The sequence below is a fragment of the Roseateles sp. GW821-FHT09H10 genome, from assembly GCF_059415865.1.
In genome coordinates, this window is record NZ_JBWKOB010000006.1 from 102,408 (window position 1) to 118,431 (window position 16,024).

Consider the following 16,024-nt stretch of genomic DNA (forward strand, 5'->3'; position numbering starts at 1 on the left):
CTGTCGGCCCGGCTTCAAGGCCGCCGAGCCCTCTTGATTGACGTAAACGTCAACTGTAGCAAGCGCACCTGACTCAGAGGGGTTGCGGCAGCAGCCGCCGCACCAGCGGGTGGCTGATCTTCTTGTCCGTGCCGACGGCATAGAACTGCTCGGCCAGGCCCTCCGCCAGGCCGACGTTGACGACGCCATAGCGACCGGTCAGCGCATCGTCCACCGCCGTCGCGGCGGGGAAGACGCCCAGGCCCTCGCTGCCGAAGGTGGCCAGCAGAGCACTGTCCTCGAACTCACCGGCCACGCGCACGCGCAGGCCCTGCTCGGTGAGCCACTGGTCCAGGCGCGGGCGCAGGGCGGCGTGCGAGGTGGGCAGCAGCAGGGGCACGTCGGCCAGGGAGGCCGGGAAGTCGCGCGCCGCGGCTGCAGCCCAGCGCGGGTGGGCATACCAGGCCACCGGCGACGTGCCCAGCGAATGGCTGTAGACGCGCAGGTTCGGGTTGGGCGGCGCCGGCCGGTCGGCCAGCACGACATCCAGGCGATGCAGGGCCAAGTCGCCCAGCAGGTCATCGAACTCGTCCTCGTGGCAGAGCAGGCGCAGCTGCGGCGTGTCCAGCACGGGGGCGAGCAGGCGCTGGGCCACCAGCTTGGGCAGGCCGTCCGAGATGCCGACGGCCAGGCGCACCGTCGGCACGTCGACGGCCTCGCGCACCCGCTCGGACAGGGTCTCGCCCAGCGAAAAGATCTGGTCGGCCACATCCAGCGCCGCCCGCCCCGCCTCGGTCAGCGTCAGGCCCCGGCCGGCCGGCTTGAGCAGGGCGGCGCCCAGGTTCTGTTCCAGCTCCCGCACCTGGGTCGACACGGTCTGCACCGACAGCCCCAGCTTCTCGGCGGCGCGGGTCAGCCCGCCCTCCTTGGCGACGGCCCAGAAATAGTAGAGGTGGCGGTAGCTGTATTTCAGGCTCATGGTGAATCAGCAAGTTATGTCGAAGCAACTGTTCGTGATTCTCTGCTTTTATTTGCCCCATCGCCTGCCTACGCTAGGGCCGTTTTTCCAACGGAGGTTCTGCCATGCAAACCCGCCCCACCGCCATTGCCGTGCCCTACGGCACCGCCCTTGACCGCGGCACCACCCATCGCGTGCTGCGCAATACCTATGCGCTGCTGTCGATGACGCTGCTGTTCAGCGCCGCCGTCGCAGGCGCCGCCGTCGCCTTCAGCCTGCCCGCGCCCGGCCTCATCCTGACGCTGGTCGTCTATTTCGGCCTGCTGTTCGGCATCCACAAGCTGAAAAACCGCGGCGCCGCCGTCGGCCTCGTGTTCGCGCTGACCGGCTTCATGGGCTGGACCCTCGGCCCCTTGCTGACCCGCACCCTGGCCCTGCCCGCGGGCGGCCAGGCCGTCATGCTGGCCCTGGGCGCGACGGGCGCCGTCTTCCTGGCCCTGTCGGCCTATGCGACGACGACCAAGCGCGACCTGTCCTGGATGGGCGGCTTTCTGTTCGCGGGCATGATCGTTGCCGTGCTGGCCGGCTTGGCCGCGATCTTCTTCCAGATCCCCGCCCTGGCGCTGACGGTCTCGGCCGTCGTGGCCCTGCTGTCGGCCGGCCTGATCCTGTACGAGACGCAGCAGATCGTGAACGGCGGCGAGACCAACTATGTGCTGGCCACCGTCAGCCTGTTCGTGTCCATCTTCAATCTGTTCACCAGCCTGCTGCACCTGTTCGGCTACGGCAGTTCGAACGACTGAGCCTGCCCGCACCAGCGGGATCGTCCGGGCGCAGCGACACCGCCCGGGCTTTAGCATCCCCGCCACAAGACATGTGGCGGGGAGGCCTTTTTGACACTGGTTGACGACGCGTTTTCCAAGCTGGGACTGGATGCGGATGCCGATGCCCGCGCCGTCAAGCAGGCCTATGCCCGGCAGCTCAAGCTGATCGACCAGGCCACCGAGATCGAGGCCTTCCAGGCCCTGCGCGCGGCCTATGAGCTGGCGCTGCAGGCCACACGCCAGGCTGTTCCTGCGGCCCAGGGCGAACCTGCACCCGTCCCGGAAGCTGCGCCGGCAGGCGACCGAGCCGAGCCGGTCAACAGCACCACCCCGACCGAAACGTCCTTCGACGACTTCGCGCGCGGCATGACGGCCGGCCTGGCGAATCCGCAGGAGGCGGCTACGCTGCTGAAGCAGACGCGCGAATCGCTGCTGAGCCTGGAGGCCGGCGCGCGCTTCGAGCAGCAGGTGGCGATGCTGCTGACCCGCGGCTGGCAGCCGGGTCACGAATTCCTGTTCGATGCCGCCGCCGACGCCTTCAACTGGACGGAGGATCGTCGCCACCTGCTCTCGCTGGGCGGCAGCGGCGAACGACTGCAGGAGGCCCTCATCGAGCGGGAGTTCTTCCGCAGCCAGCCCGACGACGTGGTGCATCGCCAGCTCAACCTCGTGCGCCGGCTGCGCGACGCCACGCCGCCCTCCCGCACGCTGCTGAGGGACGAGCAGCTGATGCTGCGTATCCTCGTCCGGCGCTTTCCGCACTGGCTGTTCATGGTCACGCCGATGGCCCATGTCGAGCAATGGCTGGGCGGGCCGGAAGCCGTGCAGGCCGCCCTGGCCATGCCCGATCCCAGCCAGGCCGCCTTTTCCTCCGCCAGCGGTCAGTTCTCGGTCTGGCAGGCCGTCATCCTGGCGCTCTGGCTGGGCTGGATGCTCTGGCGCCATTTCGGCTGATGCCAGAGCAGGTGCATCAGCGCTTCAGCAGCCAGCGGTACAGCCCGATGCCGATGCCGGCAAAGGCCAGCAGCCCCAGCACCTGGCCCGCAGTCGCGAAGTTCTCGCCCACCAGGGCCAACGGCGCGCCGTTGCCCGAGAACACGACGATGGCCGCGAGCAGCACGCCGAGCAGGCTCTCGCCGACGATGAGGCCGGAGGCCAGCAGCACGCCGAGCTGCTTGGTGGCTTCCGGGTCGCGGTTGTAGGAAGCGCGCTTGTCGAACCACCAGCCGGCGACGGCGCCGATGACGATCATCAGCGTGCTGTTCATTGGCAGGTAGATGCCCAGGCCGACGGCCAGCGGCGCCAGATGGGCCTTGCCACCCGAGGCGCGCTTCATGATCTCGTCGACGACGATGCAGGCCAGGCCGATCAAGGCGCCGATGCCGATCAGGTTCCAGTTCAGGTCGCCCTGGATGACGCCCTTGGCCAGGGCCGAGATCAGCGCGGCCTGCGGTGCGGCCAGGGCCTTCTTGGCGTCGGCGCCGGGCGCGCCGGCAAAGCCATAGGCCTGGTTCAGCAGGTCCAGCACCGGCGGGATGACCAGGGCGCCGGCGACGACGCCGATGATGAGCGCGGCCTGCTGGCGCCAGGGCGTGGCGTCGACCAGCTGGCCGGTCTTCAGGTCCTGCAGGTTGTCGTTGGAGATGGTGGCGACGGCGAACACGACGGCCGTCACGAACAGTGCGAAGGCCACCAGGGCCTGGCCGGTGGAGGCCGGCAGCAGCGGCTTCACGATGAGGGCCAGCAGCAGCGACACGCCGATGACGACGAGGATGCCGACGCCCGACAGCGGGCTGTTGGACGAGCCGATCAGGCCGGCCATATAGCCGCAGACGGCGGCGACGAAGAAGCTCATCAGCACGATGTAGACGACACCGCCGACGACGAGCAGGCCGATCTGGTCGCCCAGGCCGGCGGAGGTCGCGAAGCTGGACAGCATGAAGCCGATGGGCAGCATGCAGGCGAGGGTGATGAGGCCGACGGTGCCGATGGGGATGTCACGCTCGTTGCGCGGCAGGGTGTCGGCCTTGCCGGCCTTGCGCACGCGCGCCGACATGGCGGCCGAGTGCAGGCCGGCGACGACGGGCTTGGCCAGCTTGACAAGCGTCCAGATGGCGGCGACGGCGATGCAGCCGGCGCCGATGAAGCGCACCTTCTTGCTCCAGGCGAACAGGGCCACGCCCTCGGCGGCGCCCTCGACGCCGGAGGTGAGCAGGGGCACGCCGCCCAGCCAGGCGATGCAGGCGCCTACCAGGATGGCCACGCCCACCCACAGGCCGACGAGATGGCCGACGGCCAGCAGGGCGAAGCTGAAGTTCAGGTCGAAGCCGGTTGCCGGCCCATTGCCGCCCTTCTCGCCGCCGGGCAGGCGGAAGTAGTGGGCCAGGTTGGCCGCGAAGAGCTGGGTCGCGATGACGATGCTGAAGCCGGCCGACACGACGGTGCCGGCCACGATGGCCGCCAGGCCCTTGCGGTTGGCTTCGCCGCTGTCGGCGGCATGGCCGACCTTGAGCACCTCGGCGCAGGCCACGCCTTCGGGATAGGGCAGGGGCGAGTTGGTCACCAGGGCCCGGCGCAGCGGGATGGAATACATGACGCCGAGCACGCCGCCGAGGGCGCACAGCGTCATCGACATCCAGTAGGGGAAGCCCGTCCACCAGCCGATCATGACCAGGCCGGGCAGCACGAAGATGATGGAGGACAGCGTGCCCGCCGACGAGGCGATGGTCTGCACGATATTGGTCTCGCCGATGGAGTTGCCCGCGGCGCGGCGCAGCAGGGCCATGGCGATGACGGCCGCCGGAATCGACGTCGCGAAGGTCAGGCCGGCCTTGAGGCCGAAGTAGACATTGGCGGCCGTGAAGACCAGGGTGATGAGGATGCCGAGGACGATGCCGCGGGCTGTCAGCTCGGTCCCGAGCGGCGTGTTGGTGGCTGGCGTGGTCACGGTCGGAGGGCGGCAATTGAGATGGGGGCGGATCATGCCCCCTTTCGGTGCCCGGGCCGATCGGGGCCTTCAGCAGGGTTGGACGCCATTCACCGCCAGCAGCACCGAATAGACCGAACTCGTCGCGCAGATGAAGAGGCGGTTGCGCTTGGGGCCGCCGAAGACGAGGTTGGACACCCGCTCCGGCATGGCGATGCGGCCGATCAGCGTGCCGTCGTGGGCATGGCAATGGAGGGCGCGGCCGGCGCTGGTCCAGATGCGGCCCTCGGTGTCGCAACGAAAGCCGTCGTAGAAACCGGTGTCGCAGCTGAGGAAGACGTCGCCGCCGCTGAGCGAGCCATCGGCATCGACGGCAAAGCGGCGCATCGTGCCCCGCTCCACGCCGGTGTCGGCGACGTAGAGCCAGTGCTCGTCCGGCGAGAACGCCAGGCCGTTGGGGTGGACCATGTCGCCGACGACGACACGCAATTCGCCCCGTTCGGGGTCCAGGCGGTAGACGCAGCAGCCCGCCTGCTCCTGCGGTGAACGCACGCCTTCGTAGTCGTCCAGGATGCCGTAGGGCGGGTCGGTGAACCAGAGGCTGCCGTCCGACTTCACGACCACGTCGTTGGGGCTGTTGAGCCGCTTGCCGCCGAAATGCGAGGCCAGCACGGTGATCGAGCCGTCATGCTCGGTGCGCACGACGCGCCGGCCGCCCTGCTCGCAACTGATGAGGCGCCCCTGGCGGTCCAGCGTGTGGCCGTTGGTGTAGCCGGAAGGCTTGCGGAACTCGGCGACCTGGCCCGAGACCTCGCACCAGCTCAGCATGCGCTCGTTGGGGATGTCGCTCCACAGCAGGCGGCGCTGGGCCGGGATGTAGACCGGCCCCTCGGTCCAGCGGCAGCCGGTCGCCAGGCGCTCCAGGCGGGCGCTGCGGCGGATGCAGTCGTCAAAGCGCGCATCCAGGATCTCGAATTCGCAGGGCTCGCTGCCGCTCTCGAAGGCCATCGTCTGTCTTCCATGCAATGAAAGACGGCATCGTCGATTTCGAGCGCTGTCGCCCGGCGGCGTTGCGGGGCGCGCCAACGCCGCGCCGCGGCGATTTCAGTCGCCCAGCGGCAAACCAGCGTCGGGCTTGCAGTCGTCCAGCACGAAGACCGAACGGAATTTGCGGATATTGGCGTCGTCGAAGAACAGCTCGCGCGTCAGCGCCTCGAACTCGGCCACATCGCGGCAGCGGATCAGCAGCAGGAAATCGCTGTCGCCCGCCACATAGAAGCATTGCTGCACCCGCGCCTCTTCGACCATGCGGCGCTTGAAGCCGTCGATGACGGACTTGCGGCTGGCCTCGCGCAACTCCACCTCCACCCAGACCGAAAGGCCAAAGCCCAGCGCCGCCGCATTCAGAAGCAGGCGCTCACCTTGGATGACGCCCGCCTCGCGCAAGCGCCGGATGCGCCGCTGCACGGCGGTGGCCGACAGGCCGATGGCGGTGGCGATGCCCTCGGCCGGCTGGCGCGGCTCGTCCTGCAGGCGGGCCAGGATCTGGCGGTCGAATTTGTCGAGTTCGGGTGCGGAGTCCGTCATGGCGGCGAACCATACCTTTGCGCCCAATTGACGTTAACGTCAACCGACGACCTAGAATCCGGCCCGATCAAGGAGACAGCCATGACCGACCTCTCTAGCGACTACAAAGCGCTGGCCGAGTACCGCCCGACCCACAAGGTCCGTTTCGTCACTGCCGCAAGCCTCTTCGACGGGCATGACGCCGCCATCAACATCATGCGGCGCATCCTGCAAGGCATGGGCGCCGAGGTCATCCACCTCGGGCACAACCGTTCGGTGGACGAAGTCGTCACCGCGGCGCTGCAGGAGGATGCCCAGGGCATCGCCATCTCCTCCTACCAGGGCGGCCATGTCGAGTACTTCAAGTACATGGTGCAGCTGCTGAAGGAACGCGGCGGCGAGCACATCCAGGTCTTCGGCGGCGGCGGCGGCGTCATCGTGCCGGCCGAGATCCGCGAGCTGGCCGAGCATGGCGTGCGCATCTTCAGCCCCGAGGACGGCCAGCGCATGGGCCTGCAAGGGATGATCGGCGAGATGGTGATGAAGGCCGACCAGGACTTCAGCGTCTACGCCCCCCAGCAGCTGTCGGCCATCACGGGTCATTCCGAATCCGCCTGGCGCTCCCTGGCCCAGTTGCTGACCGCGCTGGAGAACGGCAAGGCCGACGCTTCCGTCGTCGACGAGCTGCGCGACCAGGCCAAGAACATCAAGACCCCGGTCCTCGGCATCACCGGCACCGGCGGCGCCGGCAAGTCCAGCCTGACCGATGAGCTGATCCGCCGCCTGCGCCTGGACCAGGGCGACGCCCTGCGCGTGGCCCTCATCTCCATCGACCCCTCGCGCCGCAAGAGCGGCGGCGCCCTGCTGGGCGACCGCATTCGCATGAACGCCATCTCGCCCTGGGGCCAGGGTGCGCGCGTCTTCATGCGTTCGCTGGCCACGCGCGACTTCGGCAGCGAGATCTCCCCCGCCCTGCCCGACGTCATCGCCGCAGCCAAGGTCGCCGGCTTTGACCTCGTCATCGTCGAAACCTCGGGCATCGGCCAGGGCGACGCGGCCATCGTGCCGCTGGTCAATGTGCCCATGTATGTGATGACGCCCGAATTCGGCGCCGCCAGCCAGCTCGAGAAGATCGACATGCTGGACTTCGCCGAGTTCGTCGCCATCAACAAGTTCGACCGCAAGGGTTCGCTGGACGCGCTGCGCGATGTGAGCAAGCAGGTGCAGCGCAACCGCGAAGCCTTCACGGTGATGCCGGACACCATGCCGGTGTTCGGCACCATGGCCAGCCGCTTCAACGACGACGGCGTGACGGCGCTCTACCAGGCGCTGAAGGTGCGTCTGGCCGACCTGGGCCTGAAGTTCAGCGAAGGCCGCCTGCCGCGCGTCGACACCCGCCACAGCACCCACCAGACCCCCATCGTGCCGGCTGCCCGCGTGCGCTACCTGGCCGACATCAGCGACACGGTGCGCAGCTACAAGGCCCGCGCCCGCCGGCAGGCCACGCTGGCTCGCGAGATCCAGCAGCTGGAAGCCAGCCGCGCCATGCTGGAGGCCGCCAACCCCGACAAGAACGGCGCCCGCACCGCGCTGGGCGACCTGGCTGAGCAGCGCAAGGCCAAGCTCGACGGCGATGCCCGCCAGCTGCTGCAGCAGTGGCCCGACATGGTCAAGGCCTATGCCGGCGACGAGTACGTCGTGAAGATCCGCGACAAGGAGATCCGCACCGCCCTCGTCACGCAAAGCCTGTCGGGCACCAAGATCCGCAAGGTCGTGCTGCCCGGCTACGAGTGCCACGGCGAGCTGCTGAAGTGGCTGATGCTGGAGAACGTGCCCGGCAGCTTCCCCTACGCGGCCGGCGTGTTTGCCTTCAAGCGCGAGGGCGAGGACCCGACCCGCATGTTCGCCGGCGAGGGCGACGCCTTCCGCACCAACCGCCGCTTCAAGCTGGTGTCGGAGGGCATGCCCGCCAAGCGCCTGTCCACGGCCTTCGATTCGGTGACGCTCTACGGCGCCGACCCGGCGCCGCGGCCCGACATCTACGGCAAGGTCGGCAACTCCGGCGTCAGCATCGCGACGCTGGACGACATGAAGGTGCTCTACGACGGCTTCGACCTGTGCAGCCCGACCACCTCGGTGTCGATGACCATCAACGGCCCGGCGCCGTCCATCCTGGCCATGTTCATGAACACGGCCGTCGACCAGAACCTCGCCAAGTTCAAGGCCGACAACGGCCGCGAGCCGACGGCCGATGAAGCCGCCAAGATCAAGGACTGGGTGCTGGCCAATGTGCGCGGCACCGTGCAGGCCGACATCCTGAAGGAAGACCAGGGCCAGAACACCTGCATCTTCTCGACCGAGTTCTCGCTGAAGGTCATGGGCGACATCGCCGAGTACTTCGTGCACCACAACGTGCGCAACTTCTACTCGGTGTCGATCTCGGGCTATCACATCGCCGAGGCCGGCGCGAACCCGATCTCGCAGCTGGCACTGACGCTGTCGAACGGCTTCACGTTTGTCGAGGCCTACCTGGCGCGCGGCATGCACATCGACGACTTCGCGCCGAATCTGTCGTTCTTCTTCAGCAACGGCATGGACCCGGAATACACGGTGCTGGGCCGCGTCGCCCGCCGCATCTGGGCCGTGGCCATGCGCGACCGCTACGGTGCCAACGAGCGCTCGCAGAAGCTGAAGTACCACGTGCAGACGTCGGGCCGCAGCCTGCATGCCCAGGAGATCGCCTTCAACGACATCCGCACCACGCTGCAGGCGCTGATCGCCGTCTACGACAACTGCAACTCGCTGCACACCAACGCCTACGACGAGGCCATCACGACGCCGACCGACGAAAGCGTGCGCCGCGCCATGGCCATCCAGCTCGTCATCAACCGCGAGTGGGGCCTGGCCAAGAACGAGAACCCGTCGCAGGGCGCCTTCATCATCGACGAGCTGACCGAACTGGTCGAAGAGGCCGTGCTGCGCGAGTTCGAGCGCATCAGCGAGCGCGGCGGCGTGCTCGGCGCCATGGAGACCGGCTACCAGCGTGGCCGCATCCAGGAAGAGTCGATGCACTACGAGATGCTGAAGCACACCGGCGAATACCCCATCATCGGCGTCAACACCTTTCGCAACCCCAAGGGCGAGGCGGTGCCGGAGCACATCGAGCTGGCGCGCTCGACGGACGAGGAGAAGCAGTCGCAGCTGACCCGCCTGGCCGAGTTCCAGGACCGCCATGCGGCCGAGTCGCCGGCCATGCTGGCGCGGCTTCAGCAGGCCGTCATCGAGAACAAGAACGTCTTCGACGTGCTGATGGAGGCCGTGCGGGTCTGCTCGCTGGGCCAGATCACCGGCGCGCTGTTCGAGGTCGGCGGCCAGTACCGCCGCAGCATGTAAGCGGAATTGCGCAGCGGCGCCCTCGGCGCTGCAAATCGTTGCAACAGGGATCGCAACAGCAAGGCCGCGGCGCTACATTCATTTCCCTAACGTTGCAGTGAACGGCATCGGCCGGCCTGCCCAGGGAGAAGAAATGAATCGAGCGACATTCGCGGGCCTGTGCCTGCTGACGGCGACCTTGTCCGGCTGTGGTGGCGGCGGGCCCGCCAGCAGCGGCTCCCCGCCCATTCCGCCACAGATGGTGATCGTCACCTCGTCACCCCAGAAGTCCAGCATCGGCGTCAACCCGGACAGCGGCACGGTGTCCGTGACCCTTTGGGTCCATGGCTATGCGAATCCGACCAGCGGCTACACGCTGACCTGCGGCGCCGACGTCATCGCCTCCAGCACCAGTTCGCTGGTCCATGACCCGGCGGCGTCGAAGGAGGAATTCGTCATCCGCACCGACTACGACAAGCTGCCCGGCAACAGCGACTGCGAATTCGCCGGCACGGTCACGGCAGACGATCCGGCCGGCGGCAAGCCCGCATCCACACCCTGGTCGCTGAAGTTCAGCACGGCCGCGGCGCAACCTCTGCGCTACACGACCACCGTGGTCGGCATCCTGGGTGGCCGCATGTTCGCCCTCACCGCCACGCCGCCCTATGCCTTGCGGCGCGAGGCCGCCGTCCCGGTCGGGCCGCTGGAGCGGCCGGCGCCCACGCCCTGGCTGCTGGGCACGACACTGACCTCCTCCGGCCTGGTGCCCGTGGCGCTGCAGGCGCATACCGCTGGCGGTCCAGCCGCGGTCTCGGGCCGCTTCAACCCGGTGTCGGGCCACAGCTCCAGCACGCTGAGCACGGATCCCCTGCCCGCCCAGCACGAGTATTCGGGCAGCGGCCCCTTCACGGTGGGCGCGGGCTGGCTGCCCAACGTCGGCGGCGCGGGCCCGGCACCGACGGCCACGGCCAAATACTGGGCCAGTGATGCCAACGGCGGCTGGTTCTATGTCGAAGCCGCCGACCTGGAGACCCTGCTGCACCGCGATGCCACGGGCGCCCCGACGACGGTCTTCCGCGAAGCGGGCGCCCAGTTCGGGCCGCTGCGCAGCTTCTCGAAATAGGCTGGCGCGCCTACAGCCCGCGGCAGCGCTGGTCGAAGGCGGCCGACAGCCGCTCCAGGTCGGCCCGCTCACCAGCCGTCATCTCGGCCTCGCGCAGGCGGCGGGCGCGCAGGTTGTTGCGCAGTTCCACGCACTGGGCGAACTCGCGCTCCTGCCTGGCCTTGGCCTGGGCCAGGGCGCGGCGTTCCTGCATCGAGCGCGAGCGCGCGTCCTCCAGCAGCTGGCTGACCTTGTCATTGGCCTCCTGCTCCTCGGCATAGCAGTCGCGCTGGTAGCGGTAGTCCAGCTGCTGGCGCGTGGCCTCGTCGATGCTGCCGTCGTTGCCGGCCTGGTTGAGCTGCTCGCGCAGGCGCAGGCAGCGCGGGCTCATGAACTGGCTGGCCTCCGGCGCCTTGGGCCCGCTGCGGGCGATCTGCGTGGACTCGGCCTCCGGGCAGGGCCGGTCGCTGAAGGCGACGGTGCCATCGGGCTTGCGGCATTTGTAGACGCCGCTGCCGTCGGCCCGGGCCGCGCCCACCAGCGCGAGCAGGGCCAGGGCGGCCCAGCCCGTGCGGGCCAGGGTCACAGCTTCTGCTCCCGCTCGCTGCCGTAACGGCGCTTGTAGCGGAACTTCTCGAAGTATTCGCGGGCCGTCAGCCCGTCGGCATTGCGCGTCGCTCTCAGGGAGCCGGCGGCCAGCAGGGTGTCGACGATGGCTTCGGAGTTGCCGACCGCGGCCAGGTGCAGCGGCGTGTTGCCCTGGCGGTCCTGGGCGAAGACCGAGGCCTGCAGACGGATCAGCTCCGCCACTGCATCGTGCCGCCCTTCCTCGACGGCCCAGTGCAGGGCCGTGCGTTCCTGGCCGTCCAGCGCATTGATGTCGGCACCGGCCGACACCAGCGGGCCGATGGACTTGAGGGCCGCGTAGTGGATGGGCAGGCGGCCACCGGCGTCGGCGGCGTTGATGTTGAGCCCGCGGCTGGTCAGGAAGATCATGGTCTGGGCATCGACGCCATTGCGCGCGGCCAGATGCATGATGCCGACGCGGTTGGGCGTCTCCTGCTTGGGGTCGAGCTTGAACTCCTCGATGAAGAGCTTCATGCGGTCCAGCGTCGGCTTGGCGGCGGCCTGCTGCAGCAGCGTGCCCTTGTCCATGGCGCCGACATTGCGGGGCTCGGCGCCATGCTTGACCATCCAGCGCAGCGCCGGCAGGCTGCCGGTGGCGGCGTTGTCATAGAGCAGGCGGTTCATGCCGACGGCGCCGACGCGCTTGGCCGTCTTGTCCAGGTCGATCATGCCGCTGGCGTCGGCCAGGCCGCCCACCAGCATCATCTCGCGCAGTTCCGGGCCGAGGCCGGCGACGTCCTGCGTGCTCTGGCGCGCCATGCTGCACCAGGTCAGCAGCGAAATGGTGACGACCAGGGCAGCCGCCCGCAGGCCGATGCCCAGCCAATTGATGCCGTCTCGCTCCAACTTTTCCCCCTGCTTTTCTGGCTGGCCGGATTGTGCAGCAGCCCCCTTGCGAAGCCGGCCCGCCAACTAGACGCCAGCCCCTGAACTCCCCCAATCCGGGGTCAGCGGGCCAGCACGACCCGGTCGCGCCCGCCCCGCTTGGCTTCGTAGAGGGCGGCGTCGGCACGGCTGAACAGCGCCTCGGGTGCTTCGTCGGCGCCGAGGGCATGGGCCACGCCGACGCTGACCGTCACCGGCAGCGGCCCGGCCGCCGTCTCGAAGGGCTGGCTGCCGATGGCCTCGCGCAGGCGCTCGCCCAGGCGCAGCTCGCCGCCGGCTTCCGGGTTGAGCCAGATGACGGCGAACTCCTCGCCGCCCAGGCGCACGGCCAGGTCCATGGGCCTCAGCGTGTCATGCAGGCGCGCGCCGACGCCGCTGAGCACGGCGTCGCCGATCGCATGGCCATGGCTGTCGTTGATGCGCTTGAAATGGTCCACGTCCAGCACGGCCAGCAGCGGCGGCCGCGGCCCGCTGCGCCTGAGCAGGCGGCGCAGGCGCTCGTCGAAGCCGCGCCGGTTCAGCAGGCCGGTCAGCACGTCGATCTCGATGAGGCGCTCGATCTGGCGCAGCGCCCGGTCCTGCAGCAGCAGCAGCATGGCCAGGGCCTGGCCGATGAACAGGGCGATGACGGCCAGCAGGCCTATCGAGTTGTACATCAGCAGTTCGGCCCGCGACTGCGAGATCAGCGGCGACACCGCCAGGCCCCGCGCCACCTCGATGACGGCGCAGACGATGAGGTCGCCGGCCAGCAGCCCCATGGGAAAGCCACGCTGCCCGCGCCAGGCCTGCAGGGCTGCGTGGGCGGCGGGCATGGTCAGCACGGCCGAGGCCAGCAGGGTCAGCGTCAGGGAAGGCCAGAACTGCCCCGTCCACGCCGTCAGCGCGAGGGAGGCGATGCACGTCAGGCCCGTGAACAGCACCGGCCAGCGGCAGCGCAGCGGCAAGCCCAGATAGACGCGCAGGCCCAGCAGCACCATCAGCGTGGCCAGCAGGCTGCCCCAATGGCCCACCACCCACAGCGTGCGCGGCGCGCCCACGGAGATGAAGGTGGCGCGCAGCGCCTGGGTCAGCGCGGCGGCGGCAAAGGCGCCGGCCCAGCACCACAGCGCGCGTTCGTGCTTCAGATGCCAGGCGCCGCCGAGCGTGGCCAGGGCCAGCATCGTGGTGACGAGCTGGAAGACGCGCAGCAGCGTGTCGGCGTGTAGGGGCTCCATCGGCGGCGGGTGGGTGCTCAGCCGGCACGATGCCTGCAGGCGCGCCCTGCGCCGCGGCGCGGCCGGGCCGCGCCATGATTTTTCTCACGCCAGACCGGCTATTCCTTGAGCCTGAGCACCAGCTTGCGCCCCGCCAGGCCCTCGACGCGCACGCTGCCGTCGGCCTGGGCCCGCCAGTCGGCCAGGCCGATGGGGGTGACCAGGGCGGCCCGCGCCATGTCGCCCTGCAGGCCGACGACGAGCAGGCGCTCGGCCGCCGGCTGCGGGCCGGGGTTGACGGTCTTGGCCAGCGCGGCCGGCAGGCCCAGTTCGCCGCGGCACAGCCCGTCGGCGTCGCGGCGGAAGCTGGCGCGGCCCTGCACGGCGGCGCCGTCCAGTTCGCCCTCGAAGCGGCTGGCCTTGAGCGGACAGGCCTGGGGCTGCAGGCCCGGCACCGGCCGACGCAGCGGCGCGCTCAGCAACTCGGCGCTGCGCTCGATGGACGAGGTCCACAGCGCGTTGGACAGCAGGCTGACGCTGGTGCCGGCGTCGGCTCCTTGCGGCCACAGCAGCAGCACGCTGCGCGCGCCCGCCGTCACGCCGGCGTGGTGCACGGTGGGCTGCCCCTCGGCGTCGGTCTCCAGGCGCCAGCCGAAGCCCATCTTGAAGTTGCGCTCGCCGACAGGCTGGCCGGCGTTGTCGAGCACCGGCTGCCACATCCAGTCGCGCGTGGCCGCGTCGACCACCCGCCCCTGCAGCAGCCGGCCGCCCCATTCGGCCAGGGCCGGCGCGCTGCCCGCCAGGCCGGCTCCACCCCAGCTGTAGCTGTAGTCGTGGGCCGAGGCCTCGCCCAGGCCCGTCCAGCCGAAGTCATAGGCCTTGGACATCAGCGGCGAGCTGCCCGTCTCGTCGGGGCCGATGGCCAGGCCGGGCGCCACCTGGATGGCCAGCAGCTCGGGATAGGGCTTGCCCCCGGCGGCCTCCGCGGCCGCGCTCAGCAGCGCGTAGCCCCAGGACGAATAGAGATAGCGGCTGCCCGGCGCCGATTTCAGCGTGCGGCCCTTCAGATGGTCCAGCGCAGCGCGCGCGGTGGCGTAGTGGCTGCCGCCCCGCATCAGGTCGCGCGGCGCCTCGTAGTGCGGCATGCCGCTCAGATGGGCGGCCAGCAGGCGCGGCGTCAGCGCCGCCAGGGCCGGCTCCAGCTCCGGCAGCAGCGCGCCGACGGGTTTGTCCACATCGAGCTTGCCCTGGGCCTTGAGCTGGGCCGCGGCCACCGCGGCGAAGGCCTTGGAAACGCTGGCCAGCCGGAAGCGCGTGTCGGCCTGCACGGGCAGCTTCTTCTCCACGTCACGCAGGCCGCTGCTGCCCTGCCAGCGCAGCTTGCCGCCCTGCCAGACGGCGGCGCCCATGCCCGGCACACCGCTGACTTCGCGCAGCGCATCGAGCAGGGCCTGGGCATGGCGCTCGGGGCTGGCCTCGGCACGCGCCGCCGCCATGGGCAGGCACAGGCACAGGGTGGCCAATGAGGCCGAGGCAACAGTCTTGAGCATGCGGCGCATTCTGCTCAGCCGCTCCACCCCTGCCGAAAGTTCAGCGCGCCTGGATGCTCTGCATCTGCGCCTTCACGCGCAGCAGCATGGGCGAGGTTGCCACCACCTTGGCGTCAAAGGGATGCAGGCGCTGGCCGCCGGTGGCCGCCATGATCTTGCGCACATACAGCCGCGTCTCGGCATAGGGCGGCACGCCGAGGTAGCGGTCCACGGCCCTCTCGCCGGCGTTGTAGGCCGCCACGGCCAGCATCACATCGCCCTCGAAATAAGCCAGCAGCCAGCGCAGATAGGCCATGCCGCCGCGGATGTTCTGCGATGGATCACGCAGCCGCGTGATGCCGAAGCGTGCCGCCGTCTCGGGCAGCAGCTGCATCAGCCCCTGGGCCCGCTTGGGCGACTCGGCCAGTGGATCGAAGTTGGACTCCGTCGCCATGACGGCCAGCACCAGGGCCGGCGCCAGCTGGTACTCGGGTGCCAGCAGCTTCACGTAGTTGACGATGGCCGGCGGCGCCTGCTGGGGCAGGGGCAGCGTGGCCCACAGCGAGACGGGCGATGGCGGCTTGGCACCGCGCACGGGCGGCGGCGCCACCGCCACCGGCGGGTCGGTCTCGGGCGGGCGCAGGCAGGGCGGCGGATCACCGAGCGGCGTGCCGCCCATGCGGTCCAGCATGTTCTGGGCCTGCTCCATGCCCTGCTCGGCGGCGGCGGCGAACAGATGGGCGGCCTCGGCGTCGTTGCGCTGGATGCCGCGTGAGTTGGTCAGCATCCAGCCCAGGCTGTACTGGGCCTCGGCATCGCCATAGCGGGCGGCCCGGCAATAGAGCTTGGCGGCGGCCACCTCGTCGCGCTTGACGCCGTCGCCGTATTCCAGCGCCTTGGCCTCCTGGCGCCAGCGCTCCACCTGGGCCGGCACCACAGGGCCGCGCTCGCCGGGCGGCATGGTCGGGCGGGGCAGCTGCTCCAGCGTCAGGGCGGGGGCCTGGGCCTGGGCCAGCGTCGAGGCCGCGGCGAACAGGAGGAACAACAGCGGGGCGCGCAAGGG

At 69.7% G+C, this 16,024-nt stretch carries 13 protein-coding genes; 4 read left to right on the top strand and 9 right to left on the bottom strand.

Translation table 11 applies throughout. The features are described 5' to 3' along the window. Positions 1–73: 73 nt before the first annotated feature. Positions 74–958: a LysR family transcriptional regulator gene (locus tag AC07OY_RS24325; protein WP_495045163.1), complete on the bottom strand. Its 885-nt coding sequence runs from the start codon at positions 956–958 to the stop codon at positions 74–76. A 104-nt stretch (positions 959–1,062) separates the two neighbouring features. Between AC07OY_RS24325 and AC07OY_RS24330 the strand changes: the two genes are divergently transcribed. Both AC07OY_RS24330 and AC07OY_RS24335 read left to right on the top strand, forming a co-directional pair. Continuing rightward, positions 1,063–1,740 (top strand): Bax inhibitor-1/YccA family protein, encoded by a 678-nt coding sequence (locus AC07OY_RS24330; RefSeq protein ID WP_495045164.1) that lies wholly within the window; start codon positions 1,063–1,065, stop codon positions 1,738–1,740. Positions 1,741–1,830: 90 nt separating this feature from the next. Continuing rightward, positions 1,831–2,715, top strand: coding sequence for a hypothetical protein (locus tag AC07OY_RS24335; protein ID WP_495045165.1), 885 nt, complete (start codon positions 1,831–1,833; stop codon positions 2,713–2,715). A gap of 16 nt (positions 2,716–2,731) precedes the next feature. Here AC07OY_RS24335 and AC07OY_RS24340 read toward each other — a convergent pair whose 3' ends face one another. The 3 genes from AC07OY_RS24340 to AC07OY_RS24350 form a co-directional block, all read right to left on the bottom strand. Next, complete coding sequence (locus tag AC07OY_RS24340) at positions 2,732–4,708, bottom strand: OPT family oligopeptide transporter (RefSeq protein ID WP_495045166.1); 1,977 nt, start codon at positions 4,706–4,708, stop codon at positions 2,732–2,734. Positions 4,709–4,777: 69 nt separating this feature from the next. After that, positions 4,778–5,695 carry an SMP-30/gluconolactonase/LRE family protein gene (locus AC07OY_RS24345; RefSeq protein ID WP_495045167.1) on the bottom strand — a complete coding sequence of 306 codons (918 nt, stop codon included), beginning with the start codon at positions 5,693–5,695 and terminating at the stop codon, positions 4,778–4,780. 96 nt (positions 5,696–5,791) lie between these two features. After that, positions 5,792–6,274 carry an Lrp/AsnC family transcriptional regulator gene (locus AC07OY_RS24350; RefSeq protein ID WP_495045168.1) on the bottom strand — a complete coding sequence of 161 codons (483 nt, stop codon included), beginning with the start codon at positions 6,272–6,274 and terminating at the stop codon, positions 5,792–5,794. Positions 6,275–6,355: 81 nt separating this feature from the next. On the opposite strand from AC07OY_RS24350, the gene icmF reads away from it, so the two are divergent. Together icmF and AC07OY_RS24360 are read left to right on the top strand one after the other, a co-directional pair. Further along, entirely contained in the window at positions 6,356–9,646 is a 3,291-nt protein-coding gene (gene icmF, locus AC07OY_RS24355; RefSeq protein ID WP_495045170.1) for a fused isobutyryl-CoA mutase/GTPase IcmF, read from the top strand. A gap of 133 nt (positions 9,647–9,779) precedes the next feature. Then, positions 9,780–10,748 (top strand): hypothetical protein, encoded by a 969-nt coding sequence (locus tag AC07OY_RS24360; protein ID WP_495045171.1) that lies wholly within the window; start codon positions 9,780–9,782, stop codon positions 10,746–10,748. 10 nt (positions 10,749–10,758) lie between these two features. Here the strand turns inward: AC07OY_RS24360 and AC07OY_RS24365 are convergent, their stop codons facing one another. The 5 genes from AC07OY_RS24365 to AC07OY_RS24385 all read right to left on the bottom strand — a co-directional run bounded on the left by AC07OY_RS24365 (position 10,759) and on the right by AC07OY_RS24385 (position 16,021). Further along, a complete protein-coding gene (locus AC07OY_RS24365) occupies positions 10,759–11,313 on the bottom strand; it encodes a DUF4124 domain-containing protein (protein ID WP_495045172.1) in 555 nt (184 codons plus the stop codon). After that, the gene (locus AC07OY_RS24370; RefSeq protein WP_495045173.1) at positions 11,310–12,200 is read right to left on the bottom strand and encodes an ankyrin repeat domain-containing protein; all 891 of its coding nucleotides are present in this window, start codon (positions 12,198–12,200) and stop codon (positions 11,310–11,312) included. Before AC07OY_RS24370 ends, AC07OY_RS24365 begins: the two co-directional genes overlap by 4 nt. 101 nt (positions 12,201–12,301) lie before the next feature. Beyond that, positions 12,302–13,453: a GGDEF domain-containing protein gene (locus AC07OY_RS24375; protein ID WP_495045174.1), complete on the bottom strand. Its 1,152-nt coding sequence runs from the start codon at positions 13,451–13,453 to the stop codon at positions 12,302–12,304. Positions 13,454–13,551: 98 nt separating this feature from the next. Beyond that, positions 13,552–14,982 carry a serine hydrolase domain-containing protein gene (locus AC07OY_RS24380; RefSeq protein WP_495045175.1) on the bottom strand — a complete coding sequence of 477 codons (1,431 nt, stop codon included), beginning with the start codon at positions 14,980–14,982 and terminating at the stop codon, positions 13,552–13,554. Between the two features lie 40 nt (positions 14,983–15,022). Further along, entirely contained in the window at positions 15,023–16,021 is a 999-nt protein-coding gene (locus tag AC07OY_RS24385; RefSeq protein ID WP_495045176.1) for a transglycosylase SLT domain-containing protein, read from the bottom strand. Positions 16,022–16,024 lie beyond the last annotated feature (3 nt).

What these genes read in the sequence shown, in the direction of transcription:
- AC07OY_RS24360 (WP_495045171.1), top strand. Translation starts at nt 9,780, where the DNA reads ATGAATCGAGCGACATTCGCGGGCCTGTGCCTGCTGACGGCGACCTTG.
- AC07OY_RS24375 (WP_495045174.1), bottom strand. Translation starts at nt 13,453, where the DNA reads ATGGAGCCCCTACACGCCGACACGCTGCTGCGCGTCTTCCAGCTCGTC.
- AC07OY_RS24345 (WP_495045167.1), bottom strand. Translation starts at nt 5,695, where the DNA reads ATGGCCTTCGAGAGCGGCAGCGAGCCCTGCGAATTCGAGATCCTGGAT.
- AC07OY_RS24325 (WP_495045163.1), bottom strand. Translation starts at nt 958, where the DNA reads ATGAGCCTGAAATACAGCTACCGCCACCTCTACTATTTCTGGGCCGTC.
- AC07OY_RS24380 (WP_495045175.1), bottom strand. Translation starts at nt 14,982, where the DNA reads ATGCTCAAGACTGTTGCCTCGGCCTCATTGGCCACCCTGTGCCTGTGC.
- AC07OY_RS24350 (WP_495045168.1), bottom strand. Translation starts at nt 6,274, where the DNA reads ATGACGGACTCCGCACCCGAACTCGACAAATTCGACCGCCAGATCCTG.
- icmF (WP_495045170.1), top strand. Translation starts at nt 6,356, where the DNA reads ATGACCGACCTCTCTAGCGACTACAAAGCGCTGGCCGAGTACCGCCCG.
- AC07OY_RS24330 (WP_495045164.1), top strand. Translation starts at nt 1,063, where the DNA reads ATGCAAACCCGCCCCACCGCCATTGCCGTGCCCTACGGCACCGCCCTT.